The sequence below is a fragment of the Brevundimonas sp. MF30-B genome, from assembly GCF_004683885.1.
In the GTDB taxonomy this organism is placed as follows: domain Bacteria; phylum Pseudomonadota; class Alphaproteobacteria; order Caulobacterales; family Caulobacteraceae; genus Brevundimonas.
The window spans coordinates 2413215-2433109 of sequence record NZ_CP038440.1 but is presented as its reverse complement, the minus strand read 5'-3'; the positions used below and the strand labels follow the sequence as shown (position 1 = coordinate 2433109).

20 protein-coding genes are annotated in these 19895 nt (G+C 66.6%); 15 read left to right on the top strand and 5 right to left on the bottom strand.

The features are described from left to right. Entirely contained in the window at window positions 1-2322 is a 2322-nt protein-coding gene (gene ligA, locus E4M01_RS12275; protein WP_135064038.1) for an NAD-dependent DNA ligase LigA, read from the bottom strand. Window positions 2323-2471: 149 nt separating this feature from the next. On the opposite strand from ligA, the gene E4M01_RS12270 reads away from it, so the two are divergent. Both E4M01_RS12270 and E4M01_RS12265 read left to right on the top strand, forming a co-directional pair. Then, a complete protein-coding gene (locus E4M01_RS12270; protein ID WP_135064035.1) occupies window positions 2472-3431 on the top strand; it encodes a M20/M25/M40 family metallo-hydrolase in 960 nt (319 codons plus the stop codon). Next, window positions 3428-3982 carry a hypothetical protein gene (locus tag E4M01_RS12265; protein WP_245158260.1) on the top strand — a complete coding sequence of 185 codons (555 nt, stop codon included), beginning with the start codon at window positions 3428-3430 and terminating at the stop codon, window positions 3980-3982. Before E4M01_RS12270 ends, E4M01_RS12265 begins: the two co-directional genes overlap by 4 nt. A gap of 17 nt (window positions 3983-3999) precedes the next feature. Here the strand turns inward: E4M01_RS12265 and E4M01_RS12260 are convergent, their stop codons facing one another. Next, window positions 4000-4461, bottom strand: coding sequence for a peptidylprolyl isomerase (locus E4M01_RS12260; RefSeq protein WP_135064032.1), 462 nt, complete (start codon window positions 4459-4461; stop codon window positions 4000-4002). A 65-nt stretch (window positions 4462-4526) separates the two neighbouring features. Here E4M01_RS12260 and E4M01_RS12255 point away from each other — a divergent pair, with 65 nt between their 5' ends. Then, window positions 4527-5237 (top strand): RlmE family RNA methyltransferase, encoded by a 711-nt coding sequence (locus E4M01_RS12255; RefSeq protein ID WP_135064027.1) that lies wholly within the window; start codon window positions 4527-4529, stop codon window positions 5235-5237. A 4-nt stretch (window positions 5238-5241) separates the two neighbouring features. Here the strand turns inward: E4M01_RS12255 and E4M01_RS12250 are convergent, their stop codons facing one another. Next, window positions 5242-5790 carry a DUF2061 domain-containing protein gene (locus E4M01_RS12250; protein ID WP_135064023.1) on the bottom strand — a complete coding sequence of 183 codons (549 nt, stop codon included), beginning with the start codon at window positions 5788-5790 and terminating at the stop codon, window positions 5242-5244. Between the two features lie 130 nt (window positions 5791-5920). Between E4M01_RS12250 and guaB the strand changes: the two genes are divergently transcribed. The 5 genes from guaB to E4M01_RS12225 all read left to right on the top strand — a co-directional run bounded on the left by guaB (window position 5921) and on the right by E4M01_RS12225 (window position 12145). Continuing rightward, on the top strand, window positions 5921-7378 hold the full coding sequence (gene guaB, locus E4M01_RS12245; RefSeq protein WP_135064020.1) for an IMP dehydrogenase: 1458 nt from the start codon (window positions 5921-5923) through the stop codon (window positions 7376-7378). A gap of 5 nt (window positions 7379-7383) precedes the next feature. Next, window positions 7384-7782: an MAPEG family protein gene (locus tag E4M01_RS12240; RefSeq protein WP_245158259.1), complete on the top strand. Its 399-nt coding sequence runs from the start codon at window positions 7384-7386 to the stop codon at window positions 7780-7782. 1 nt (window position 7783) lies between these two features. Continuing rightward, complete coding sequence (locus E4M01_RS12235; RefSeq protein WP_135064016.1) at window positions 7784-9043, top strand: RsmB/NOP family class I SAM-dependent RNA methyltransferase; 1260 nt, start codon at window positions 7784-7786, stop codon at window positions 9041-9043. Then, window positions 9040-10590: a glutamine-hydrolyzing GMP synthase gene (gene guaA, locus E4M01_RS12230; protein WP_135064014.1), complete on the top strand. Its 1551-nt coding sequence runs from the start codon at window positions 9040-9042 to the stop codon at window positions 10588-10590. The genes E4M01_RS12235 and guaA overlap by 4 nt, the downstream gene beginning before the upstream one ends. 289 nt (window positions 10591-10879) lie before the next feature. Next, window positions 10880-12145 (top strand): site-specific integrase, encoded by a 1266-nt coding sequence (locus E4M01_RS12225; protein ID WP_135064011.1) that lies wholly within the window; start codon window positions 10880-10882, stop codon window positions 12143-12145. Window positions 12146-12680: 535 nt separating this feature from the next. On the opposite strand, the gene E4M01_RS12220 is transcribed toward E4M01_RS12225, so the two are convergent. Both E4M01_RS12220 and E4M01_RS12215 read right to left on the bottom strand, forming a co-directional pair. Then, window positions 12681-12974 carry an AlpA family transcriptional regulator gene (locus E4M01_RS12220; RefSeq protein ID WP_135064005.1) on the bottom strand — a complete coding sequence of 98 codons (294 nt, stop codon included), beginning with the start codon at window positions 12972-12974 and terminating at the stop codon, window positions 12681-12683. 218 nt (window positions 12975-13192) lie between these two features. Beyond that, complete coding sequence (locus E4M01_RS12215; RefSeq protein WP_135064002.1) at window positions 13193-13477, bottom strand: hypothetical protein; 285 nt, start codon at window positions 13475-13477, stop codon at window positions 13193-13195. Window positions 13478-13958: 481 nt separating this feature from the next. On the opposite strand from E4M01_RS12215, the gene E4M01_RS12210 reads away from it, so the two are divergent. The 7 genes from E4M01_RS12210 (at window position 13959) to E4M01_RS12180 (ending at window position 19894) form a co-directional block, all read left to right on the top strand. Then, window positions 13959-14147, top strand: coding sequence for a hypothetical protein (locus tag E4M01_RS12210; RefSeq protein WP_135063999.1), 189 nt, complete (start codon window positions 13959-13961; stop codon window positions 14145-14147). A 108-nt stretch (window positions 14148-14255) separates the two neighbouring features. Then, window positions 14256-14663, top strand: a complete 408-nt coding sequence (locus tag E4M01_RS12205) for a hypothetical protein (RefSeq protein ID WP_135063996.1) — start codon at window positions 14256-14258, stop codon at window positions 14661-14663. 91 nt (window positions 14664-14754) lie between these two features. After that, the gene (locus E4M01_RS12200; RefSeq protein ID WP_135063994.1) at window positions 14755-15534 is read left to right on the top strand and encodes a hypothetical protein; all 780 of its coding nucleotides are present in this window, start codon (window positions 14755-14757) and stop codon (window positions 15532-15534) included. 369 nt (window positions 15535-15903) lie between these two features. After that, window positions 15904-18126, top strand: a complete 2223-nt coding sequence (locus E4M01_RS12195; protein WP_135063991.1) for a TonB-dependent receptor — start codon at window positions 15904-15906, stop codon at window positions 18124-18126. Between the two features lie 310 nt (window positions 18127-18436). Next, window positions 18437-19096, top strand: a complete 660-nt coding sequence (locus tag E4M01_RS14720; protein WP_135063989.1) for a response regulator transcription factor — start codon at window positions 18437-18439, stop codon at window positions 19094-19096. 28 nt (window positions 19097-19124) lie between these two features. Then, the gene (locus E4M01_RS12185) at window positions 19125-19463 is read left to right on the top strand and encodes a hypothetical protein (protein ID WP_135063986.1); all 339 of its coding nucleotides are present in this window, start codon (window positions 19125-19127) and stop codon (window positions 19461-19463) included. Window positions 19464-19480: 17 nt separating this feature from the next. Continuing rightward, window positions 19481-19894, top strand: coding sequence for a hypothetical protein (locus E4M01_RS12180; RefSeq protein WP_135063983.1), 414 nt, complete (start codon window positions 19481-19483; stop codon window positions 19892-19894). Window position 19895: the final 1 nt, after the last annotated feature.

Below are 19895 nucleotides of genomic sequence, written 5' to 3'. Positions count from 1 at the left end.
TCAACCGCCGATCAGGGCCAACCATTCGTCTTCGGTCAGAACACGGACGCCGTGCTTGGTGGCGTCGGCCAGCTTGGAGCCCGCGCCGGGGCCGGCGACCAGATAATCCGTCTTCTTGGACACCGATCCGGACACCTTGGCGCCCAGGCTTTCGGCGCGCGCCTTGGCCTCGTCGCGGGTGAAGCGCTCCAGGGCGCCGGTGAAGACGACGGTCTTGCCGCTGACGGCGCTGTCGGCCTGAGGGCGTTCGGCGTCCTCCACCGCCTCGAGCTCGGCGATCAGCTTCGCCACGACGTCTCTGTTGTGTGGCTCGTGGAAGAACTCGGCGATGGCGCGGGCGGCGACCGGGCCCACGCCGGCCACGCCGGCGATCCGGCCCAGAGTGGGATGCGGGCCTTCCTCTCGCGCCACGCGGGCCAACTCGATCAAGGCGGGCCAGTCGCCGGCCAGGCCTGCGAGGCCGCGCCGGGCAGGCGCAGCCAGGCCGGGGAAGCCGAGGGCGATCTTCTGATCCAGGGGCGCGTCGGGCCACGGATCGTCCGCAGGCGGCCGCGTCTCAGCCAGTTGCGCCATGACGCGCGGCGACACCGCATGGGTTTCCGCCAACTGCGTCCAGGCCGGCGACGGCACGCCCTCTGACGCCTCAAGCGCAGCGGCGTGGAAGCTGGTCCAGTCGCCGAACTCGCGCGCCAGCAGCAGCGACGTCTGGGCGCCGATCTCGCGGATGCCCAGGGCGAAGATCAGCCGATCCAGGGCGATGACGCGGCGCTCGGCGATGCCGGCGACCAGATTGCGCACGCTGGTCTCGCCATAGCCGTCCTCGGCGCGCAGCTCAGCCAGCCGCGCCTCGTCACGAGCCAGGCGGAAGATGTCGGCCGGCTCGCGCAACCAGCCGCGCTCGTGGAAGGCGATCAACTGCTTTTCGCCAAGCCCTTCGATGTCGAAGGCGCGGCGGCTGACAAAATGCTTCAGCCGCTCGACGATCTGGGCGTCGCAGATCAGGCCGCCGGTGCAGCGCCGCCGGACCTCCCCGTCATCGCGAACAGCTTCGGAGCCGCAGACCGGGCAGACCGTGGGAAAGACGAACGGCTCGGCGCGGTCCGGCCGGTCGGGATCGACCACGGACACGATCTGGGGAATCACGTCGCCAGCGCGCTGAAGCACCACGGTGTCGCCGATGCGCACGTCCTTGCGGGCGATCTCGTCTTCGTTGTGCAGGGTGGCGTTGCGCACGACGACGCCGCCGACGGTGACCGGGTGCAGGCGGGCGACGGGCGTCAGGGAGCCGGTGCGGCCGACCTGAATGTCGATCCCTTCCAGCACGGTCGTCGCCTGCTGGGCCGGGAACTTGTGCGCGATGGCCCAACGCGGACTGCGCGCGACGAAGCCCAGGCGCTGCTGCAGGTCCAGCCGGTCGACCTTGTAGACCACGCCGTCGATGTCATAGCCCAGCGATGCGCGGTCGCGCTCCAGGTCGCGATAGGCGGCGATCAGCGCCTCGGCGCCCTCGACGCGACGGGCCCGGTCATTGACCGGAAAGCCCCAGGCTCTGAGCGCCTGCAACGCCTCCCACTGGGTTTCGGCGAGAGGCGCCGAGGTCTCGCCCCAGGCGTAGGCGAAGAAGCGCAAGGGTCGCGCCGCGCTGATGTTCGGGTTCTTCTGGCGCAGGGATCCGGCGGCGAAGTTGCGCGGATTGGCGTAGGTGCGGCCGCCCAGCATCTCGGCGTTCTTGTTGAAGGCCTCGAAGTCGTCGTTGGCGACATAGACCTCGCCGCGCACCTCGACCACGGCCGGCCAGCCGTCGCCGGACAGACGCTCGGGAATGTCCTTCAAGGTGCGCAGATTGGCGGTGACGTCCTCGCCCGTGCGGCCATCGCCGCGCGTCGCGCCGCGCACCAGCACGCCGTCCTCATAGCGCAGGCTGGCGGACAGGCCGTCGATCTTCGGTTCGGCCACGAAGGCGACCGGCTCGTCCGCCGGCAGCTTAAGGAAACGCGCCACGCGGGCGGCGAAGTCGCGCGTCTCGCCGTCGTCGAAGGCGTTGTCCAGCGACAGCATGGGCACGCCATGGCGCACCGGAGCGAACTGGCTGGAGGCCACGGCGCCTACCGTTTGGGACGGCGAGGTCTCATCGGTCAGGGTGGGAAAACGCGCTTCGATCGCCAAGGCGCGGTTCTTGAGCGCGTCGTAGTCGGCGTCGGAAATCTCGGGCGCGTCCTCGGCGTGATACAGGGCGTCGTGACGCGCCAGTTCGGCCGAGAGGCGCTCCAGCTCGGCGCGGGCCTCAGTCTCGGTCAGGGTCTCGACGGAAAAAGCGGGCATCGGGAATCGCGGTCAGCTGGTGACGGGCGCCTTGATAACACCGCCCCGGCGCGTTTCGATGCGCTGAAGCCCACTCGGGCATGACGCAGAGTTAAACTGACGCTTCCGGCCTTCATGGGCTAGGGTTGCGCGACCTTTCGGAGAATCCCATGCGCTTGAAACTGCTCGCCGCCGCCTCTGTCGCCCTGATGGCGGCCGCCTGCGCCATGCCGACCGCCACCACGCCGACGACGCCGACCGAGGCCGCGGCGCCGGCGGCCGACCATGCTCAACTGCTGGAGGACCTGCGCATCCTCTCGGCCGACGACATGCAGGGCCGCGACACAGGCTCCGAAGGCGGAGCCAAGGCGCGCGAGTACATCGTGGCGCGCCTGGAGGCGATGGGCGTCCAGGCGGCGCCCATGGGCCGGCTTCAGCCATGGGAGCGGCAGGGCCGCAGCCCGACCGGCCCACGCACCTGGAACGGGATCAACATCATCGGCCTGATCCCCGGCACGCGCGTGTCGGACAAATACATCGTCCTGACGGCGCACTATGACCACGTCGGGGTCCACGAGGGTCAGATCTACAACGGCGCGGACGACAATGCGTCGGGCGTGGCGACGGTGCTGGAGATCGCGCAGCGGCTGAAGGCCCAGGCGCCCGAGCACAGCGTGCTGCTGGTCTTTTTCGATGGCGAGGAACGCGGCCTGCTGGGCGCGCGCCACTTCGTCGAGGCGCCGCCGGTGCCGCTGTCGTCCATCGCCCTGAATCTGAACCTGGACATGATCTCGCGGCCGGAGACGGACAATAAGCTATGGGCGGTGGGCACCTATCAGCACCCCAACCTTCGCCCGCTGCTGGAAAGCATCGCGCCCAACGGCGCGGTCTCGCTGGCCTTCGGCAAGGACACGCCGCAGGACGAGGGCAACGACAACTGGGTCAACGCCTCGGACCACGCGCCCTTCCACGCGGCAGGCCTGCCCTTCATCTATCTGGGCGTGAACTATCACCCCGACTATCACCGCCCCAGCGACGACTTCGACAAGGTCATTCCAGCCATGTTCGGCAGTGCGGCCGAACTGTCCTATTCCGCCTTCCGCGCGCTGGATCGCGGTCTGAGCCGTTGAGGCGGCTGGCGCTTCTGATCGGCGCGGCTCTGACCCTGGCGGCCTGCGACGGGCCGCCGGCCAGCCAGGGCGAGGCGGCGCCCGTAGCCGTAGCCGTAGCCTTTAGCCACGATCTGAGCCTGGATGCGTCGGGCTACTATCTGGCGCTGGACCCGGTCGTGGTCGGCGACTGGCGGCTGCATCACCTGTTCCTTGGCCAGACGCAGGAGTTCACGGCCTGGGAAGGCGGCGAGCGCGGCGCGACCTTCGCGCCGGTGATGATGGAGTTCGAGGATCAGGCCAGCCCCATGGTCGCCAACGAGCTGGGCGAGGCGAGGGCGGGGCGGTCGCGCGTCCTGCCGACGACCTATCGCGTCGATGACCGGACGGTGCGGTTCGAGGGCGTGTCGAGCGCTCTGGGGCCGGTCAGCTTCGAAGGCCGGCTGAACGCCGACCGGCTGGAAGCGGCGCGTCGCAGCCTGGGCGACGAAGGCGTCGTGCTGGCCGGCACTCTGAAGGTCGGAGAGCGCACCTTCGACGGGGTGCGCTTCCGGTGGTGGGCGGGGGACTGAGCCCCCGCCTCAAGCCTTTAGGCCACGGTCGCCTTGACGATCTTGCCGGGCGCGCGCGGCGGTTCGCCCTTGGGCAGGGCGTCGACGTGCTCCATGCCCGATTCGACCTGACCCCAGACGGTGTACTGGCGATCCAGGAAGGTCGCGTCGTCGAAGACGATGAAGAACTGCGAGTTGGCGCTGTTTGGATCCGAGGTGCGGGCCATGGAGCAGACGCCGCGCACGTGGGGCTCGGCCGAGAACTCGGCCTTCAGGTTCGGCTTCTTGGAGCCCGAGGTGCCGGTGCCGGTCGGATCGCCGCCCTGGGCCATGAAGCCCGGGATCACGCGGTGGAAGACGACGCCGTCGTAGAAGCCTTCCTGGGCCAGTTCGGTGATGCGTTCGACATGGCCCGGAGCCAGGTCGGGACGCAGCTTGATGACCACGTCGCGCTGTTCGCCGTCGCCGGTGTCGAGGGTGAAGGTCAGGGTCTCGGCCATCGGGGCCTCCTTATCTGTTCGCGGGGGTCATAGCGGCTTGGCGCGCGCCCGGCTATGACCAAGCCATGAGTGAAGACGAAAAGCCTGTCGAACGCCGTCGCATGGTCAAGCCGCCCACGGGCGGCACGGCCGCCGGTCGCGGCATGGGCCAGAAGATCAAGACGGCGGACAAGAAGTCGATGTCCAGCCAGCAGTGGATCAAGCGTCAGCTGGCCGATCCCTGGTCCGAACGCGCGCGCGCCGAGGGCTGGCGCAGCCGCGCCGCCTTCAAGCTGATGCAGATGGACGACCATCTGGGGCTGATCAAACCCGGCTGCCGGGTCATCGACCTGGGCGCGGCGCCGGGCGGCTGGGTGCAGGTGGCGCTGCAGCGCGGCGCCAAGGCCGTCGTGGGCGTGGACCTGCTGCCGATCGAGCACATCGCCGGGGCCGAGCTGATCCAGGCGGACTTCACCCACGCGGGCGTGGATCGTCAGTTGATGGAGGCGCTGGGTGGGGCGCCCGATCTGGTGCTGTCGGACATGGCGCACAACACCATCGGCCATCGCCAGACGGATCACCTGAAGATCATCGCCCTTATCGAGATCGCGGCCGACTTCGCCATCCGCACGCTGAAGCCGGGCGGCGCCTTCGTCACCAAGAACTTCCAGGGCGGCAACGCCGGCGGCGTTCTGGCCCGGCTGCGCGAGGAGTTCGAAACCGTGAAGCCCTTCAAGCCCGAGGCCAGCCGCAAGGGCTCAAGCGAAGTCTATCTGGTGGCCACCAACCGCCGGTGACGGCTTAAACCGGGGCGACGCTGGCGCGGCGGGCTTCGCGCTTGGCCTCGATGCGGCTCCAGACGCGGTCGTGGACCGTGAAGAAGACCGTCTGCACCATCGGCTCGATCAGGCCGATGGCCAAGGCAACGCCGATGTCGCGCGTCAGGGCGAAGGCGACGCTGACCGCCACGACGAAGTGCATGACGCCGTAGGTCATCGTCTTCAGAGCGATCTGCTTGAACGAGCGGGGCAGGGCGTGGCTGTGGCCGATGTGCCCGTGGGCGCGCGACTGCTCCTCGGGCGACATGACCCCCAGGCGCGCGGTGAAGGCCTCGGACGCTTCCTCCAGGCTGGAGCGCATGCGCCGCCGCTCGATGCGGTGCCAGACCCGATCGTGCACCGAATAGGCGATGGTCTGGAAGAACGGCTCGATCAAGCCTACGGCCAGGGCGATGCGCCAGTCGCGCGTCAGCGCATAGGCGACGGCGACAGCCACGATCAGGTGCATCACGCCGTAACTGGCGATCTTGAGCGCCAGGCGGCGGGCCGATGAGATGATTTCCCGGACCATGTCTGCAAAAGGTCGGTCGAGCGCGGTCGTTCCGCAAGGCAAATATTCTTATCGCCCGGATAAGCGCCGCCGCCCCTTGCGGTTCACGCCCGGCGGACGCTATACGCGGCCCGCAAAACGGAGACTCCAAATGGAGATACGCGAGGGCCTGACCTTCGACGATGTTTTGCTCGAGCCCGGTCCGTCGGAGGTCATGCCCGCCGATGTGGACGTCTCGACGCGGCTGACCCGCGACATCAGACTGAACATCCCGCTGCTGTCGTCCGCCATGGACACGGTGACGGAGAGCCGCCTGGCGATCGCCATGGCGCAGGCCGGCGGCCTGGGCGTGCTGCACCGGAACATGACCATCGAGGAGCAGGCCGATCAGGTCCGCGCCGTCAAACGCTATGAGAGCGGGATGGTGGTCAATCCGGTGACCATTTCGCCCGACACGCCGCTGGGCGAGGTTCGCCAGATCGTCGAACGCAAGCGCATCACCGGCTTCCCGGTGGTCGATCCGGCCACGGGGCGGCTTGTCGGCATGCTGACCAACCGTGACATGCGGTTCGAGAGCGACCCTTCGGTCAAGGCCTCGGCCCTGATGACGACCGGCGATCTGATCACCGTGCGCGAGGGCGCCGGGCGCCAGGAAGCCCAGGACCTGCTCCGCAGCCGCAAGGTCGAGCGCGTCGTGGTGGTCGATGAGAACTATCGGGCCGTCGGCCTGATCACCATGAAGGACATCCAGAAGGCTCAGGCCTTCCCCAGCGCCGCCAAGGACGACCAGGGCCGGCTGCTGGTCGGCGCCGCCTCGACGGTTGGCGACGCGGGCTACGAGCGGGGCATGGCCCTGGCCGAAGCGGGCGCCGACGTGGTGGTGATCGACACCGCCCACGGCCACTCGGCCTCGGTGGCGGCCGTCGTCGAGCGCATCAAGCGCGAAAGCAACCGCATCCAGATCATCGCCGGCAACGTCGCGACCTATGACGCGGCCCGCGCCCTGATCGACGCCGGGGCCGACGCGGTGAAGGTCGGCATCGGCCCGGGCAGCATCTGCACCACCCGCATCGTGGCGGGCGTCGGCGTGCCGCAGCTGACGGCGGTCATGGACGCGGCTCGCGCGGCGAAGGCCTCCGGCGCGCCGGTCATCGCCGACGGCGGGATCAAATATTCCGGCGATCTGGCCAAGGCCATCGCCGCCGGGGCGTCCGTCGCCATGATGGGCTCGATGTTCGCCGGCACCGACGAGAGCCCCGGCGAGGTCTTCCTGTACCAGGGCCGCAGCTACAAGTCGTACCGCGGCATGGGCTCGGTCGGGGCCATGGGCGCCGGCTCGGCCGACCGCTACTTCCAGAAGGAAGTCTCGACCGAGAAGCTGGTGCCCGAGGGCATCGAGGGTCAGACGCCCTACAAGGGACCGATCGCTCCGGTGCTGCACCAGCTGGTCGGCGGCCTGCGGGCTTCCATGGGCTATGTCGGCGCGCCCACCCTCGCCGAGTTCCAGAACCGGGCGCGCTTCGTACGCATTACCGGCGCGGGCCTGCGGGAAAGTCACGTCCATGACGTGATGATCACGCGGGAAGCGCCGAACTACAGGCAGGGCTGAAGACCATGGACATGACCCCCGAGTTCATTGTGCTGGCCGCGACGCTGGTTCTGGCGCTGATCCAGATCCTGGCGGCCGGCGCGGCGCGGACGGCCGAACTGGGGGCCAAGTGGAATGCGGGGCCGCGCGACGGCGTGCCCCCGCCGCCCGGTCCGCTGGCCGGTCGCCTGATGCGAGCCCAGGCCAATCTGTTCGAGACCCTGCCGCTGTTCATCGCCGCCGTGCTGATGGCCCATGTCGCGGGCAAGGACGGCGCCCTGACGGCCCTGGGCGCGCATCTCTACTTCTTCGGACGGCTGGCCTATCTGCCGCTCTATGCCTTCGGCGTGCCCTATGTGCGCTCGGCCGCCTGGGGCGTCGCCTCGGTCGGCTTGATCCTCATCATCATCGCCCTGTTCATCTGACGTGACCCCAGCCGCCCGCCTCGCCGCCGCCGCCTCCATCCTCGACAGCATCGCCCAGGGCCGCCAGCCCGCCGAGGCGGTGCTCAAGGCCTGGGGGTCTCAGAACCGCTACGCCGGGTCCAAGGATCGGCGCGCCATCGCCGACCGGGTCTACAAGGTGCTGCGCGCGCGCGGCCGCCTGTCCTGGATCATGGGCGGCCGGGAGGACGGCCGCGCCCTGGTGATCGGCTCGCTGTCCGCTATGGATGGCCTGCCGCTGGACGAGATCGAGGCGCTCCATTCCGGCGACGGCTATGGCCCGCGTCCGCTGTCCAAACAGGAGCGCAGCCGCATCACGGCCGCAGAAGGCGAGCTGCCGGGCTGGGTCGCGGCCGGCCTGCCCGAATTCGTGGTCGAGGATTTCAAGACCACCTATGGCGACGCTTGGACCGAACAGGCCCGCGCCCTGATGGAGCCGCGCGCGCCCATCGACCTGCGGGTCAACACGGATTGCGCCGAGGTCGCCTCCGTCGAGGCCGAATTGCGCGAAGCCGGGCTTTCGCCCGATCCCACGCCGTGGTCGCCGATCGGACTGCGGCTGGCGTCCGAGCCCCCGCCGAACGTCCAGGCGCTGGACGCCTTCAAGGCCGGCCGCATTGAAATCCAGGACGAGGGCAGCCAGATCGTCTGCGCCCTGGCCGGCGCCGCGCCGGGCCTGACGGTGGTGGACTACTGCGCGGGCGGCGGCGGCAAGACCCTAGGCCTGGCGGCGGCCATGCAGGGGCAGGGGCGTCTGGTCGCGTCAGACGTGGTCGCCCGCCGGCTCGACAACATCAGGCCCCGGCTTGAGCGCGCGGGCGTGGCGGCGGAACTGGTCCTGATCGGTCAGAACGGCGGTGGGCTGGAGGCCCTGAACGGAGAGGCCGACTTGGTCTTCGTCGATGCGCCCTGTTCGGGTTCCGGCACCTGGCGGCGACGGCCCGAGGACGCCTGGCGTCTGACGCCCGAAGAGGTCGCGCGGCTGCACGCCCTGCAGGTCCGAATCCTCGACCAGGCGGCCAGGCTGGTGAAGCCGGGCGGTCGGCTGGCCTATGTCACCTGTTCGATGCTGAGCGCCGAGAACGAGGCTTCGGCCGACGCCTTCGAGGCCGCGCATCCGGAGTTCACGCCGGTCGCGACGACGCCGCCCTTCGCCGCCCAGGCGGCCGCCCGCCATCGGATGTCGCCCGCCACGACCGGCACCGACGGTTTCTTCTTCGCCCTGTACGAGCGCACAGCATGACCCAGCACCAGAAAGTCCTGATCGTCGACTTCGGCAGCCAGGTCACGCAGCTGATCGCGCGGCGCCTGCGCGAGGCCGGCGTCTATTGCGAGATCCACCCCTTCCAGAAGGCGGGCGAGGCGCTGGCGGCCATGTCGCCCCAGGCCATCATCCTGTCGGGCGGGCCGGCTTCGACGACCGAGGCGGACAGCCCGCGCGTCGATCATGCCGTGTTCGAGGCCGGGGTGCCGATCCTGGGCATCTGCTATGGCGAGCAGCTGATCTGCGCCGAGCTGGGCGGCCGGGTCGAGAGCGGCCACCACCGCGAGTTCGGCCGCGCCGAAATCGTGATCACTCAGGACAGCCCCCTGTTCGCCGGCATCGGCGCCGTGGATCACCGCGAGCCGGTGTGGATGAGCCACGGCGACCGCGTCACCGCCATCCCCGAGGGCTTTAAGGTCATCGCCACGTCCGAGGGCGCGCCCTTCGCCGCCATCGCCGACGAGACGCGCAAGATCTACGGCGTCCAGTTCCACCCCGAGGTCATGCACACCCCGCGCGGCGCGGCCCTGCTCAAGAACTTCACCCATGGCGTGGCCGGCCTCACCGGCGACTGGACCATGGCGGCCTATCGCGACGAGCAGATCGCCAAGATCCGCGCCCAGGTGGGCGACGCCAAGGTCATCTGCGGCCTGTCGGGGGGCGTCGACTCTTCGGTGGCGGCCGTGCTGATCCACGAGGCCATCGGCGACCAGCTGACCTGCGTGTTCGTGGACACCGGCCTGCTGCGCAAGGACGAGGCGACCCAGGTCACAACCCTGTTCCGCGAGCACTACAACATCCCGCTGGTGCATGTTGATGCGTCTAAGGAATTCCTCGGCGAGCTCGCCGGGATCAGTGACCCGGAAACCAAGCGCAAGACGATCGGCCGGGTCTTCATCGAGGTGTTCGACCGCGAGGCGGGCAAGATCGAAGGCGCAGCCTTCCTGGCCCAGGGCACCCTGTATCCCGACGTGATCGAAAGCGTCTCTGCGGGCGGCCCCTCGGCGGTCATCAAGAGCCACCACAACGTCGGCGGCCTGCCGGACTATATGAAGCTCAAGCTGGTCGAGCCGCTGCGCGAACTGTTCAAGGACGAGGTCCGCGCCCTGGGCCGAGAGCTGGGCCTGACCGACGCCTTCGTCGGCCGTCATCCCTTCCCGGGACCGGGCCTGGCCATCCGCATTCCCGGCGAGATCACGCCGGACGCCGTCGCCACGCTTCAGGACGCCGACGCCATCTATCTGGACGAGATCCGCAAGGCCGGCCTGTACGACGACATCTGGCAGGCCTTCGCCGTCCTGCTGCCGGTCAAGACCGTCGGCGTCATGGGCGACGCGCGGACCTATGAAAAGGTCCTGGCCCTGCGCGCCGTCACCTCCACCGATGGCATGACGGCGGACTTCTACCAGTTCCCCTGGGACGTTCTGGGCCGCACCGCCACGCGCATCATCAACGAGGTCAGGGGCGTCAACCGCGTCGTCTACGACGTGACGTCGAAGCCGCCAGGGACGATCGAGTGGGAATAATTCAGGCCTATCGGAGCCTTTCGACATCGCTTCCGATATGCTTCGTAACACACTGACGAAAAAGTGAATTCTGACGAGGCCCTTCGAAGTCATTCGGAGGGTCTCGTTTTTGTGATGTCGGCTTTTTGTACGCTCCTCCGCGCGTTGCCCCTGCCAAGTCGGCTCCATACCGTCACAGGACCAACGAAGCCCTGACGGTCTTTTTCCGGAGCAAGTCTCGAATTTGCTTGGGAAAAACGGTCGCGAAAGGCCTCGAAAACACCTGACGGTCTTTTGGAGCCAGAAACCGATGCTGACGGACGCTGCGATCAAGAATATTCGAGCAAAGTCAAAGCCCTACAAAATGACCGACAGGGACGGTCTTTACCTCCTGATTTCGCCGACAGGCGGCATCGCGTTCAAGTACGACTACCGCTTCAACGGCCGCAGAGAGTCCGTGACGTTCGGATCGTACGGGCCGGCCGGCCTCTCGCTCGCCAAGGCGCGTGAGAAGGTTCTCGACGCCAAGCGGATGATTGCTGACGGCGTCTCGCCCGCGCTGGAGAAACAGCGCGCGAAAAGACGCCTGAAGGAAGCGAGGGACTTCGCGCATGTGGCGCAGAAGTGGATCGACACCGCGCCTATGGCGGAGAGCACCCGCAACATGCGGCGGTCGGTTTTCAATCGCGAAGTCCTGCCCCAGTGGCGCACCCGCCTGCTTAGCGAGATCACACCCGACGACCTCAGAGCGCACTGCAAATCCATCGTCGATCGCGGAGCGCCGGCCACCGCCATTCATGTGCGGGACATCGTCAAACAGATTTACGCCTGGGCCATCCTCCATGGCGAGAAGATCGAAAACCCGGCCGACGGTGTGGCGCCGGCGGCGATCGCGACCTTCAGACCGCGCGACCGGAGTCTGTCGCCCAGCGAAATCCGCATCATGTTCGAGCTGCTGGGCGACGTGGCGACCCTGCCGACGATCCGTCTCGGGCTGAAGTTCATCCTGCTCAGCATGGTCAGGAAGAGTGAGCTTCAGGATGCGACCTGGGACGAGGTCGATTTCGCCAACGCGGTCTGGTCCATCCCCAAGGCTCGGATGAAGCGGTCTCGGCCGCACAACATCTATCTCTCCACCCAGATGCTCGACATCCTGATCGCGCTGAAGACCTGCGCTGGGAACTCACGCTACCTGCTGCCGTCGCGCTATGACGCCGATGCGCCGATGTCGCGGGCGACCTTCAACCGCGTCACCTCAGCCATCGCTGAGCGCGCCAGGGAGAAGGGCCTGCCGCTGGAACCCTTCACGGTTCACGACCTGAGGCGGACGGCTTCGACACTGCTGCATGAGATGGGCTTCAACTCCGACTGGATCGAGAAATGCCTCGCCCATGAGGAGCGCTCGTCGCGCGGCGTCTACAACAAGGCCGAGTTCGAAATGCAGCGCCGGCATATGGCGCAGCAATGGTCCGACGCTCTCGACGCCTTTGAGGCGGGACGGGTCTTCACCCCTGTGCTTAGTGTGCCCGAGGGCGAAGGGCCGCGGTTCGATCCGAATAGCCCACCGCGCAGCTGATCTTGCGGGGCGTCCGGCGGCGATGGATCTCGGATGGTCCCGCTAACGCGGTCAATCGAGACGCGGATGGCCTTTGAGCCCAGGCCCGAAATCGGCTTCGCACCCAAACCGGCGACGCCGAAGAAGAGGGGAGATCACAGCCGCCAGGGCCCGCGAGATCCCCCATCGGAACAGCAGGCTCGATCCTACAAAGACAAACGCCCAAGCGATCGTGAAGAGGGCGGGTCCACTGAGCAAATCCGTTCGGCTCGACTGCTGAATCGCCGCGACCAGCGCTGCGAGGGTGTTGCGAGCCGCGTTCGCCAGCAAAAGGCCCAGCGCCGCGCCTGAAGCCAGCGCGGCGAGGTGAAGCGCGACCGAGCTTGGGGAAGCGAAGGACAGGGCGGCTCGGGGAAGGCGGCGGCGGGATTGTCTGAGTACGACGATCATCCCCGGGATATAGCAAGGCTGACGTTCTGTTGCAGCGCTGGCGTAAGTCGCAGCCGTGGTCTGATGCGTTGACGCCTTTGAGGCGTGACGGATCTGCACCCTCCGCTCAGTGCGCCGGAAGGCGAGGGGACGAGATTTGATCCGAATGCCTCACCGGGCGGCTGATCCGGCGGCGGACGTCCGGCGGCGATGCTCTCTTGATGGGATGGCTGCGCCGTCGCTCGAGCCAGGCCTCGACCTCGCCCAGGTCCCAGACCACGCAACGGGGCGTCAGGCGGAAGCGCTTCGGAAACTCGCCCCGTCGCTCCAGCTCCCAGATCGTGCTGTCGGCGAGGGGCACCATCTGGTGCAGCTCTGGCTTCTTGATCGTGCGCCGCAGGGGTGTTTCGGACCTCGCCATTGCTCAGGTCTCCGTTCCGCTTCCGTTGGACAGAATCGAGCCGAACGTCGGCGACGGCGGTATCCGTAGCCAGGCGGTGTCGAGCTTACGGTTTAGCTAGATGCGTCGCGATCAGATCGCTGCCAGCTGGCACATCTTCGATCATGAGCGGCTGGTAGGGGGCGGATGTTTTTGGACCGGCCGTTTGGCCGGCCCGACCGGAGGGCATGGCTAAGCCTCTAGTTCAGGTCCGAAGCGGTGATGACGGGCAGGGGAAGGTCGGCGATGAGGTGGTCGATAACGCGGTCGATTTCGACATTCAGGTCGGAGATGTCTTGGCCGTCAAAATATTCAGCCGCCGCAGTCCGCCAAGCTTGGCGAAACAGAGTGCGGGCTGTGGCGGCCTCGAGGTCCGCGACCTCTCTTACACCTTGTAGGATCACCAGCCGTTTGAAGACGACTCCGGCGTCGCGCGTGAGTCGTCGATAGACGGCGATTTCTTCTTCTGAGAAAGCGATGGACAAAGGCGTCTCAAGCGGCTGCGAAAAGGGGGCGGGCCAGGAACGTCTGTGAGGAAGCCCGGTGTTTCAGGTCCGGCCGCCGCCGACGTCGAAACGTCCCCCGGCTCTCGGTCGGCCCCTATCATCCCGGAACCCGCCGACGACGACCTTAGGCGACCGAACTGGCGCCGACCACCGCCGGTTGCAGGTGTCGGACGGTCTTTGCCAGCGCTCGCTTAGCGACGTGTCCATTGTCCGGTGGCTGGTCACCCTAGCCAGGCCAATCCTGTTGAAATCCAAGATTTGCGGTTCTCGAAGCCAAGGCGACGGCTAAGGGGAGATGGGGGAGCCCCGATTGTGTGGCAGAGGTTCACCTGAATGTCTTGCGGCGTTAAGTCGCAAATTTGGCATAGGCATTGATTTAAGGTTGTCTGGTCAAGCCCTGCGTTTAGGTTGTCTTTGGCGTCGGATGCACGGCGCTTTAGAGGTAAATGGAGGAAGATCAATGAAACGCCTTGTCCTTGCTGCAGCCATCGCGAGCTCAGCCCTCCTGCCGGCCGCTGCCGCTGCCGCTCACGCCGCGCCGGTGGTCGACAAACCCAAGCAGTCCTACTGCGAGATCATCATCATCCAGACGCCGGACTTCATTTACGAAGAAGGCTTCTGCATCATCTTCAGCGATGGTTCCTTCTGATCTGATCTATCGGATCGTCGGCCTGTTGAGCGGGGGGCAGACAATTCCGTCTCAACAGGTCGTAGCCTTCAACCGTCATTTCCAATGCATGAGTTCCAGGAACATACGATGACGAAGATGCTCATCACGTCGGCTGTTTTAGCCTTTGCCCTCACCGGTGTGGCAGGTTTGCCTTCCGCCGCCACCGCATCTTCCGCTCCTGCTGTCATGACTCAGCAGGTCGACTCGCGGGTTTTGGCGGGGTCCTGGACTGGCCAGTTCGCGCGAACCGCCTGGACCTTCGAATTCAAGAATGAGAACGGGGTCTGGTCGGGGCGCTATATGACCGCGGCCGCCAACAACTGGCATGATCTCCAGGCGGTAAGGGTGGACGGGCGATCCGTATCCTTCAACATCGAGTCCAATCCGACGCTAAGCTTTTCGCTCACAGCGGACGAACAGGGACGCCGGCTGGCCGGGGTAGCCAAAATCCCGAATGGCATGAGCGTGCCGTTTACGGCAGATCGACGGTCCTAGTCTGGTGGCCACTTCAGGTCTCGCAAGCCTGATGCTGCTGGCCTCTCTCGGTCTGCCCCTCGATGCTGGACCCTCGCCGGACCGATCGGTCGTGACGGATACGGCTTTTGGCCAAGTCGTGACGGCCGCTCAGGATGCGGAAACGGCCGTCAGAGAAGGAGAGGCGGCCTTTGCGGCGGCGAAAGCGGTGCTCGGCCTGGACGATCTTCGTTTCGTCATCGTTGACGCCGCTCTTGGCTCTACTCAATGGGGCGATCTGTCGGATGACGGCGCCCCAATCTACCCGTGGGTCTTTGCTTCAAGCGTAACAGACGGGGCGCCCCGGGCCCCGGATTATGTCCTTCGACACGAGATCGGCCACGACCTTTTCGTCCGTTACCTGGCGCCGAGCACTCAGGCGGATCAATATGGTGGAGACGCACCGGACTGGCTGGACGAAATGGCAGCCGTGGCTTTCGAAGGCGTCGAGCAGCAAACGGCCCGTCGCCGGTCAGTCGTGCTTTATCAACGTGCCGGCCGACTGCTGCCACTTGGTGACTTTCTGACCATGACGCACCCGGAGATGACGGGCGACCTTCCTGACGTCGCATCCGGAGAGCTGTTTCAAGTCAGGCGCTCCATGTCCCAAGACACCGGACCCTTCTACGCAATGGCGAGAGCCTTTTACGATTTTCTCGTCGCGCGCACCGGCGACTCATCGATCGTGGCCGCCCTCGCCGGGGCAATGAGAGAAGGCGAGCCCCTTGACCGTTGGATACTCGACCGGACTGGCCACGGCGACGCGGGAAGCGTCGAGGCGCTCAATAAGGATTTCCTGGCTTGGATCGACGCCGACCCACGATACCGCGGAGATAGGCTCAGCGGGTCCTGAGCAGACCGACCCGCGCGGGTCCAGGATTGATCAGGCAAAGATCCACACGGCCAAGCTTATGACGAAGCGTCACCAATGATGGACTATCGAACCAGAGCATGCGGCAGGCGCCTTGGACGGCTGATGGCGGGCGCCGCACTGGCGGCGATGGCGGCCCCTTCCGCAACAGCTGACGATGGCCAGTCGATGCCGGGTCTGACGGCGCAACAGGCTTCGACTAGCCTGCCGCATCGAACTATGCCCCCTGCGCCTCAGGGGCAGACAGCGCCCGCAGAGCAGGTCTCTGGAGCCGCCGCACGCTCCCAAACAGAGCCGCCGACCAGCGGAGATCCGTCAGGTCGCCCGGTCGCAACTCTGGAGGAAATCAAGGTGACCGCGCCGAGACCGCGCGGCTCCGTAATCAGTGATGTCGCGCCCGAGCGGACATTCAGCCCGATCGACGTCAGAGCCTTTGGCGCCAGTACAGTAGAAGAACTTCTCGAGGGGCTCGGACCGCAAGTCAGCAGCAGCCGGGGCCGGCAGGACAGCGGTCCTGTCACCCTTCTGAACGGCCGTCGCGTATCGAACTTTCTCGAGGTCGCCAGGATTCCAACCGAGGCCATAGAGCGGGTGGAGATATTTCCCGAGGAGCTGGCGCTCAGCTATGGCTATCGCGCTGAGCAGAAGGTCGTGAACATCGTCACCTTCGAACGCTTCCGCTCAACCGTCGGTCAGGTCGCTTCGGGTTTGCCCACACAAGGGGCGCGCGAAACCGGGAGCGCTAGCGCCAGTCAGTTTGCGATACGGGGCGACACCCGCTTCAGTTTCGGCGCGGATTACAGCGGGGCGCGCCGGCTTTTGGAAAGCGATCGCGACGTGCGGCAACTGTCTGACGCGGCGGGCGCCGGTCAGTTCCGGACCCTGCTCCCCCAGACTGAGCGCATGGCGCTCAACGGCCTCGTCAGCGGCGTCCTGCTGGACGGGGTGTCGTCCACGATAAGCGGCAGATTCGAAACCGTAGAGAGCGGAAGCCGCCTTGGAGAGGGGCCGGCCGGAGCCATAGCGCGAGACAGCGACACCCGCACGGTTCAACTCGGCACGACCCAGAGCGGACAGAGGGGGCGCTGGCTGTGGAACTTCACCGGCAACTATAATCGCGTCAGCAGTTCAACTCTCACCGATGTCAGCGACCCACTCGCCAGGCGGGACGAGGCCCGCTCCGTCGGATCCCTGGCGACCGCCGACCTGCTGCTGGCCGGGCCCCTGCTTGACCTTCCGGCGGGACCGATGTCGGTCAGCCTGCGCGGCGGCGTCAGCGCCCGCGATTTCAGCAGCACGTCGCGACGTTCCGGGGTTGAGCAAGACACCCGACTGTCCCGAGACACGGGAGGCCTGCAGGCCAGTCTCAGCATACCGATCTTCAGCCGTCGCGCAGACGGCCTCGATCCCGGCGCCCTATCCGCGAACGTCAACATTGAACTGGAGCAGCTTTCGGACTTCGGCCGTCTTCAGACCTTCGGCTACGGCCTCAACTGGGCGCCCGTCCGAGCTCTAAGCCTGACGGCTTCGGTGACGCGGGAGGAGGGCGCGCCCACTGTTGAGCAGCTGGGCGGGCCGCTCGTCGTGACGCCGAACGTACGCACGTTCGACTTCACGCGTCGCGAGGTCGTGGACGTCACGCGCACGTTCGGCGGCAATCGCGACCTCCTCGCCGACGATCGCCACGTCCTCAGTGTCGGGCTGAGCGTCAAGCCGCTGGCGGATACAGACCTAGCCCTCAGCATGGACTATGTCGCCACCCGCATCGACGACCCCATCGTCGCCTTCCCAATCGCCACGCCCGAGCTTGAGGCGGCGTTTCCGGACCGCTTCACGCGCGACGGGGAGGGACGACTTCTTAAGATTGACGCCAGGCCGGTGAACTTCGCGAGCTCCCGTCAAAAACAGCTGCGGTCCGGGATCAACTTCACACGCCCGCTGGGCGCCACACCCCCGCTGCCGGCAGGCATGCAGAGCCTGGGCGCCCGTTTCTATCCGAGCGAAACCGAGATGCGCAGGCGGCTCGCGCCCGGCACGCAGATGACTTTGGTGGAACCCGGAAGCCCCATGGCTCGACGTTTCGAGACCCTGACCAGCCGCGTGTTCTTCAGCCTCTATCACACCTGGCAGCTGGAGGATGAAATCCTGCTGTCGCCAGGCGGACCCCGGCTCGACCTTCTGGACGGGGACGCCATCAATGCTCGCGGCGGCGCGCGTCGTCACGAGCTCGAGCTCCAGGCCGGGGCGTTCAGGCGCGGCCTGGGGGCGCGCCTTACAGTCAACTGGCAGAGCGACGCCGAGGTTCGAGGGGCCGGCGGCTCCGCTGGCGATTTGGCCTTCTCAGAGCTCACGACGGTCAATCTCAGTCTATTCGCAAACCTCGCGGACCAGTTCGGCGGCGTGAACGCGCCGGCCTGGCTCAAGGGAGCCCGAGCTACGCTCGGGATCACCAATTTGTTCGACGATCGTCAGCGCGTACGCGATGCCGCCGGATCGACGCCGATCAGCTATCAGCCGGCGTATCTGGACCCAATCGGTCGGGTCGTCAGCCTGGGCCTTCGCAAGGTTTTCTAGTCCTCGCGGCCCATCAGTCAGCAGCTGCGGCTCTCGGGCTTAGCCCTCGTGACGTGCCTCGATCCACCCCAACGGCCTGACGGTGGCTTGCCGAAAAGCCGCCGAGCGATGCTGGGAATCAGCTATTTCCTGCTTCTGCCGACTCTATCGGCGCCGCCGCACCCGGTAATGCGCTCGCTGGCCTGCTGGCGAAGGCGACGCGGGGGATCTGTCGCGTCCTGGCCAGTGGGATGGCGTAGCCGCATAGATCGATGGGTCGGATGACTCGCGCGTGGGATCCAACGGCCGGAGCCGACCCCCCGTCGACTCCATGGGTGTGAGGACGTTAAGTGAGGGGGGAGCACTCATGACCACACGCCGACCTCTGACGCCGAGCCAGGACCGCTGTCTGCGGATGACGCGGCTGATGAGCGACAAGGAGATCGCGCACGCTCTCGGCGTCTCCGAATCCACCGTCAAGAAACATGTCTACGAAGCCTGCCAGCGCCTGGGCGTGAACCGACGCAAGGCCGCCCTGGCGCTTCTGGATCGAAACGTACCAGACCCCACTTTCGGCCCCATGGCTCCGAGCCGCGGCGTCACGCCAGATGCGGACACCAAGACGGAGACGACGCATGGGCAGCCAACACCCCGATCTACCATCCCTGACCTGGAAGGATATTCATCAGGCCCTTCTGTTCCTGGCGACCACGCCGGAAGAGAGGCGCATGGCGAACCACTTCGTCCGGGATCTGGAAGATCGGGTCCCAGGGCTGTCCGGGGTCCAACTCATGACAGAGGTAGCGGCGACCGCGGGACTGATCGTCAGGGCAGGGCCGGCTACCGGCCGGCCCCCCGAAATCGGCTCGCGAGGCTTGCCATTATCATTGTCCTGACGGCGCTCACCTCCTTGGTCATCAGCGCCGTCTTCAACGTCGTCATGTCCGATCAGCATCGGTACCAGTCGGCGGAACGGCGCGGTGCGTCCTGAAACGCGACCAACGCGAAAGATCACAGACATGAAGACCGAACAGTTCGGCGTTGACCTCGCCCGCCAGCTCTACGCCGCAGAGCGCGCGCTCGACGTCGCCATCGCCGAGACCAACGATCTCGCCGCCCTGATGACGCGGGGACGGCTGCGCGCTCGAATTTCTGCGGGCGTCGGCCAGGAAGCGCTGGCCGAAGTTGGAGGCCTCGTGGCGAAACTCACCGCGCAGCGCGCCCGGATCGTGCGCGCCCACGCGCTTCTGCTGCGCGACGCCACGGACCTGAATATCTCCTGGCAGGCGGCTGGCCCGATGCAGAAGCCGGAAGAAGACGGGCCGGTTCGGCCCACCGGCTTCCTCCGGGTGGCCTAGCCGGATCGCGAGGACGAGTGCTCTATTATGTCATCTGGGCGGTCGCGATCGCCGGCGCCGGCCTGGCCTGGCGCCTTGGTGGCCGCCCGGAACGACAGGCGACGGCGCTGCTGGCTGCCGGCTATGCCAGCACTCTTGTTCTACAACCCGTCTCGGTGGACGCCGTGGTCGCCGTGGATGCCGCGGTCGCCGTCGGTTTCGTGACCCTGTCCATGATCCATCGGCGCTGGTGGCTGCTCTTCGCCAGCGCCACCAGCGTTCTGGTGGTCACGTCTCACCTAACCGTCCTGGCCGATCCAGAGATCTACTGGCGGGCCTACATCGCTTATCAGTCCATACCGACACTGCTGACCGCTCTCGCTCTCGCGGGCTCTCCGGCCGAGCGATGGCTTGCCGGAGAGCCCACGCCGAGGGGATGGCGACCGGCTTGAA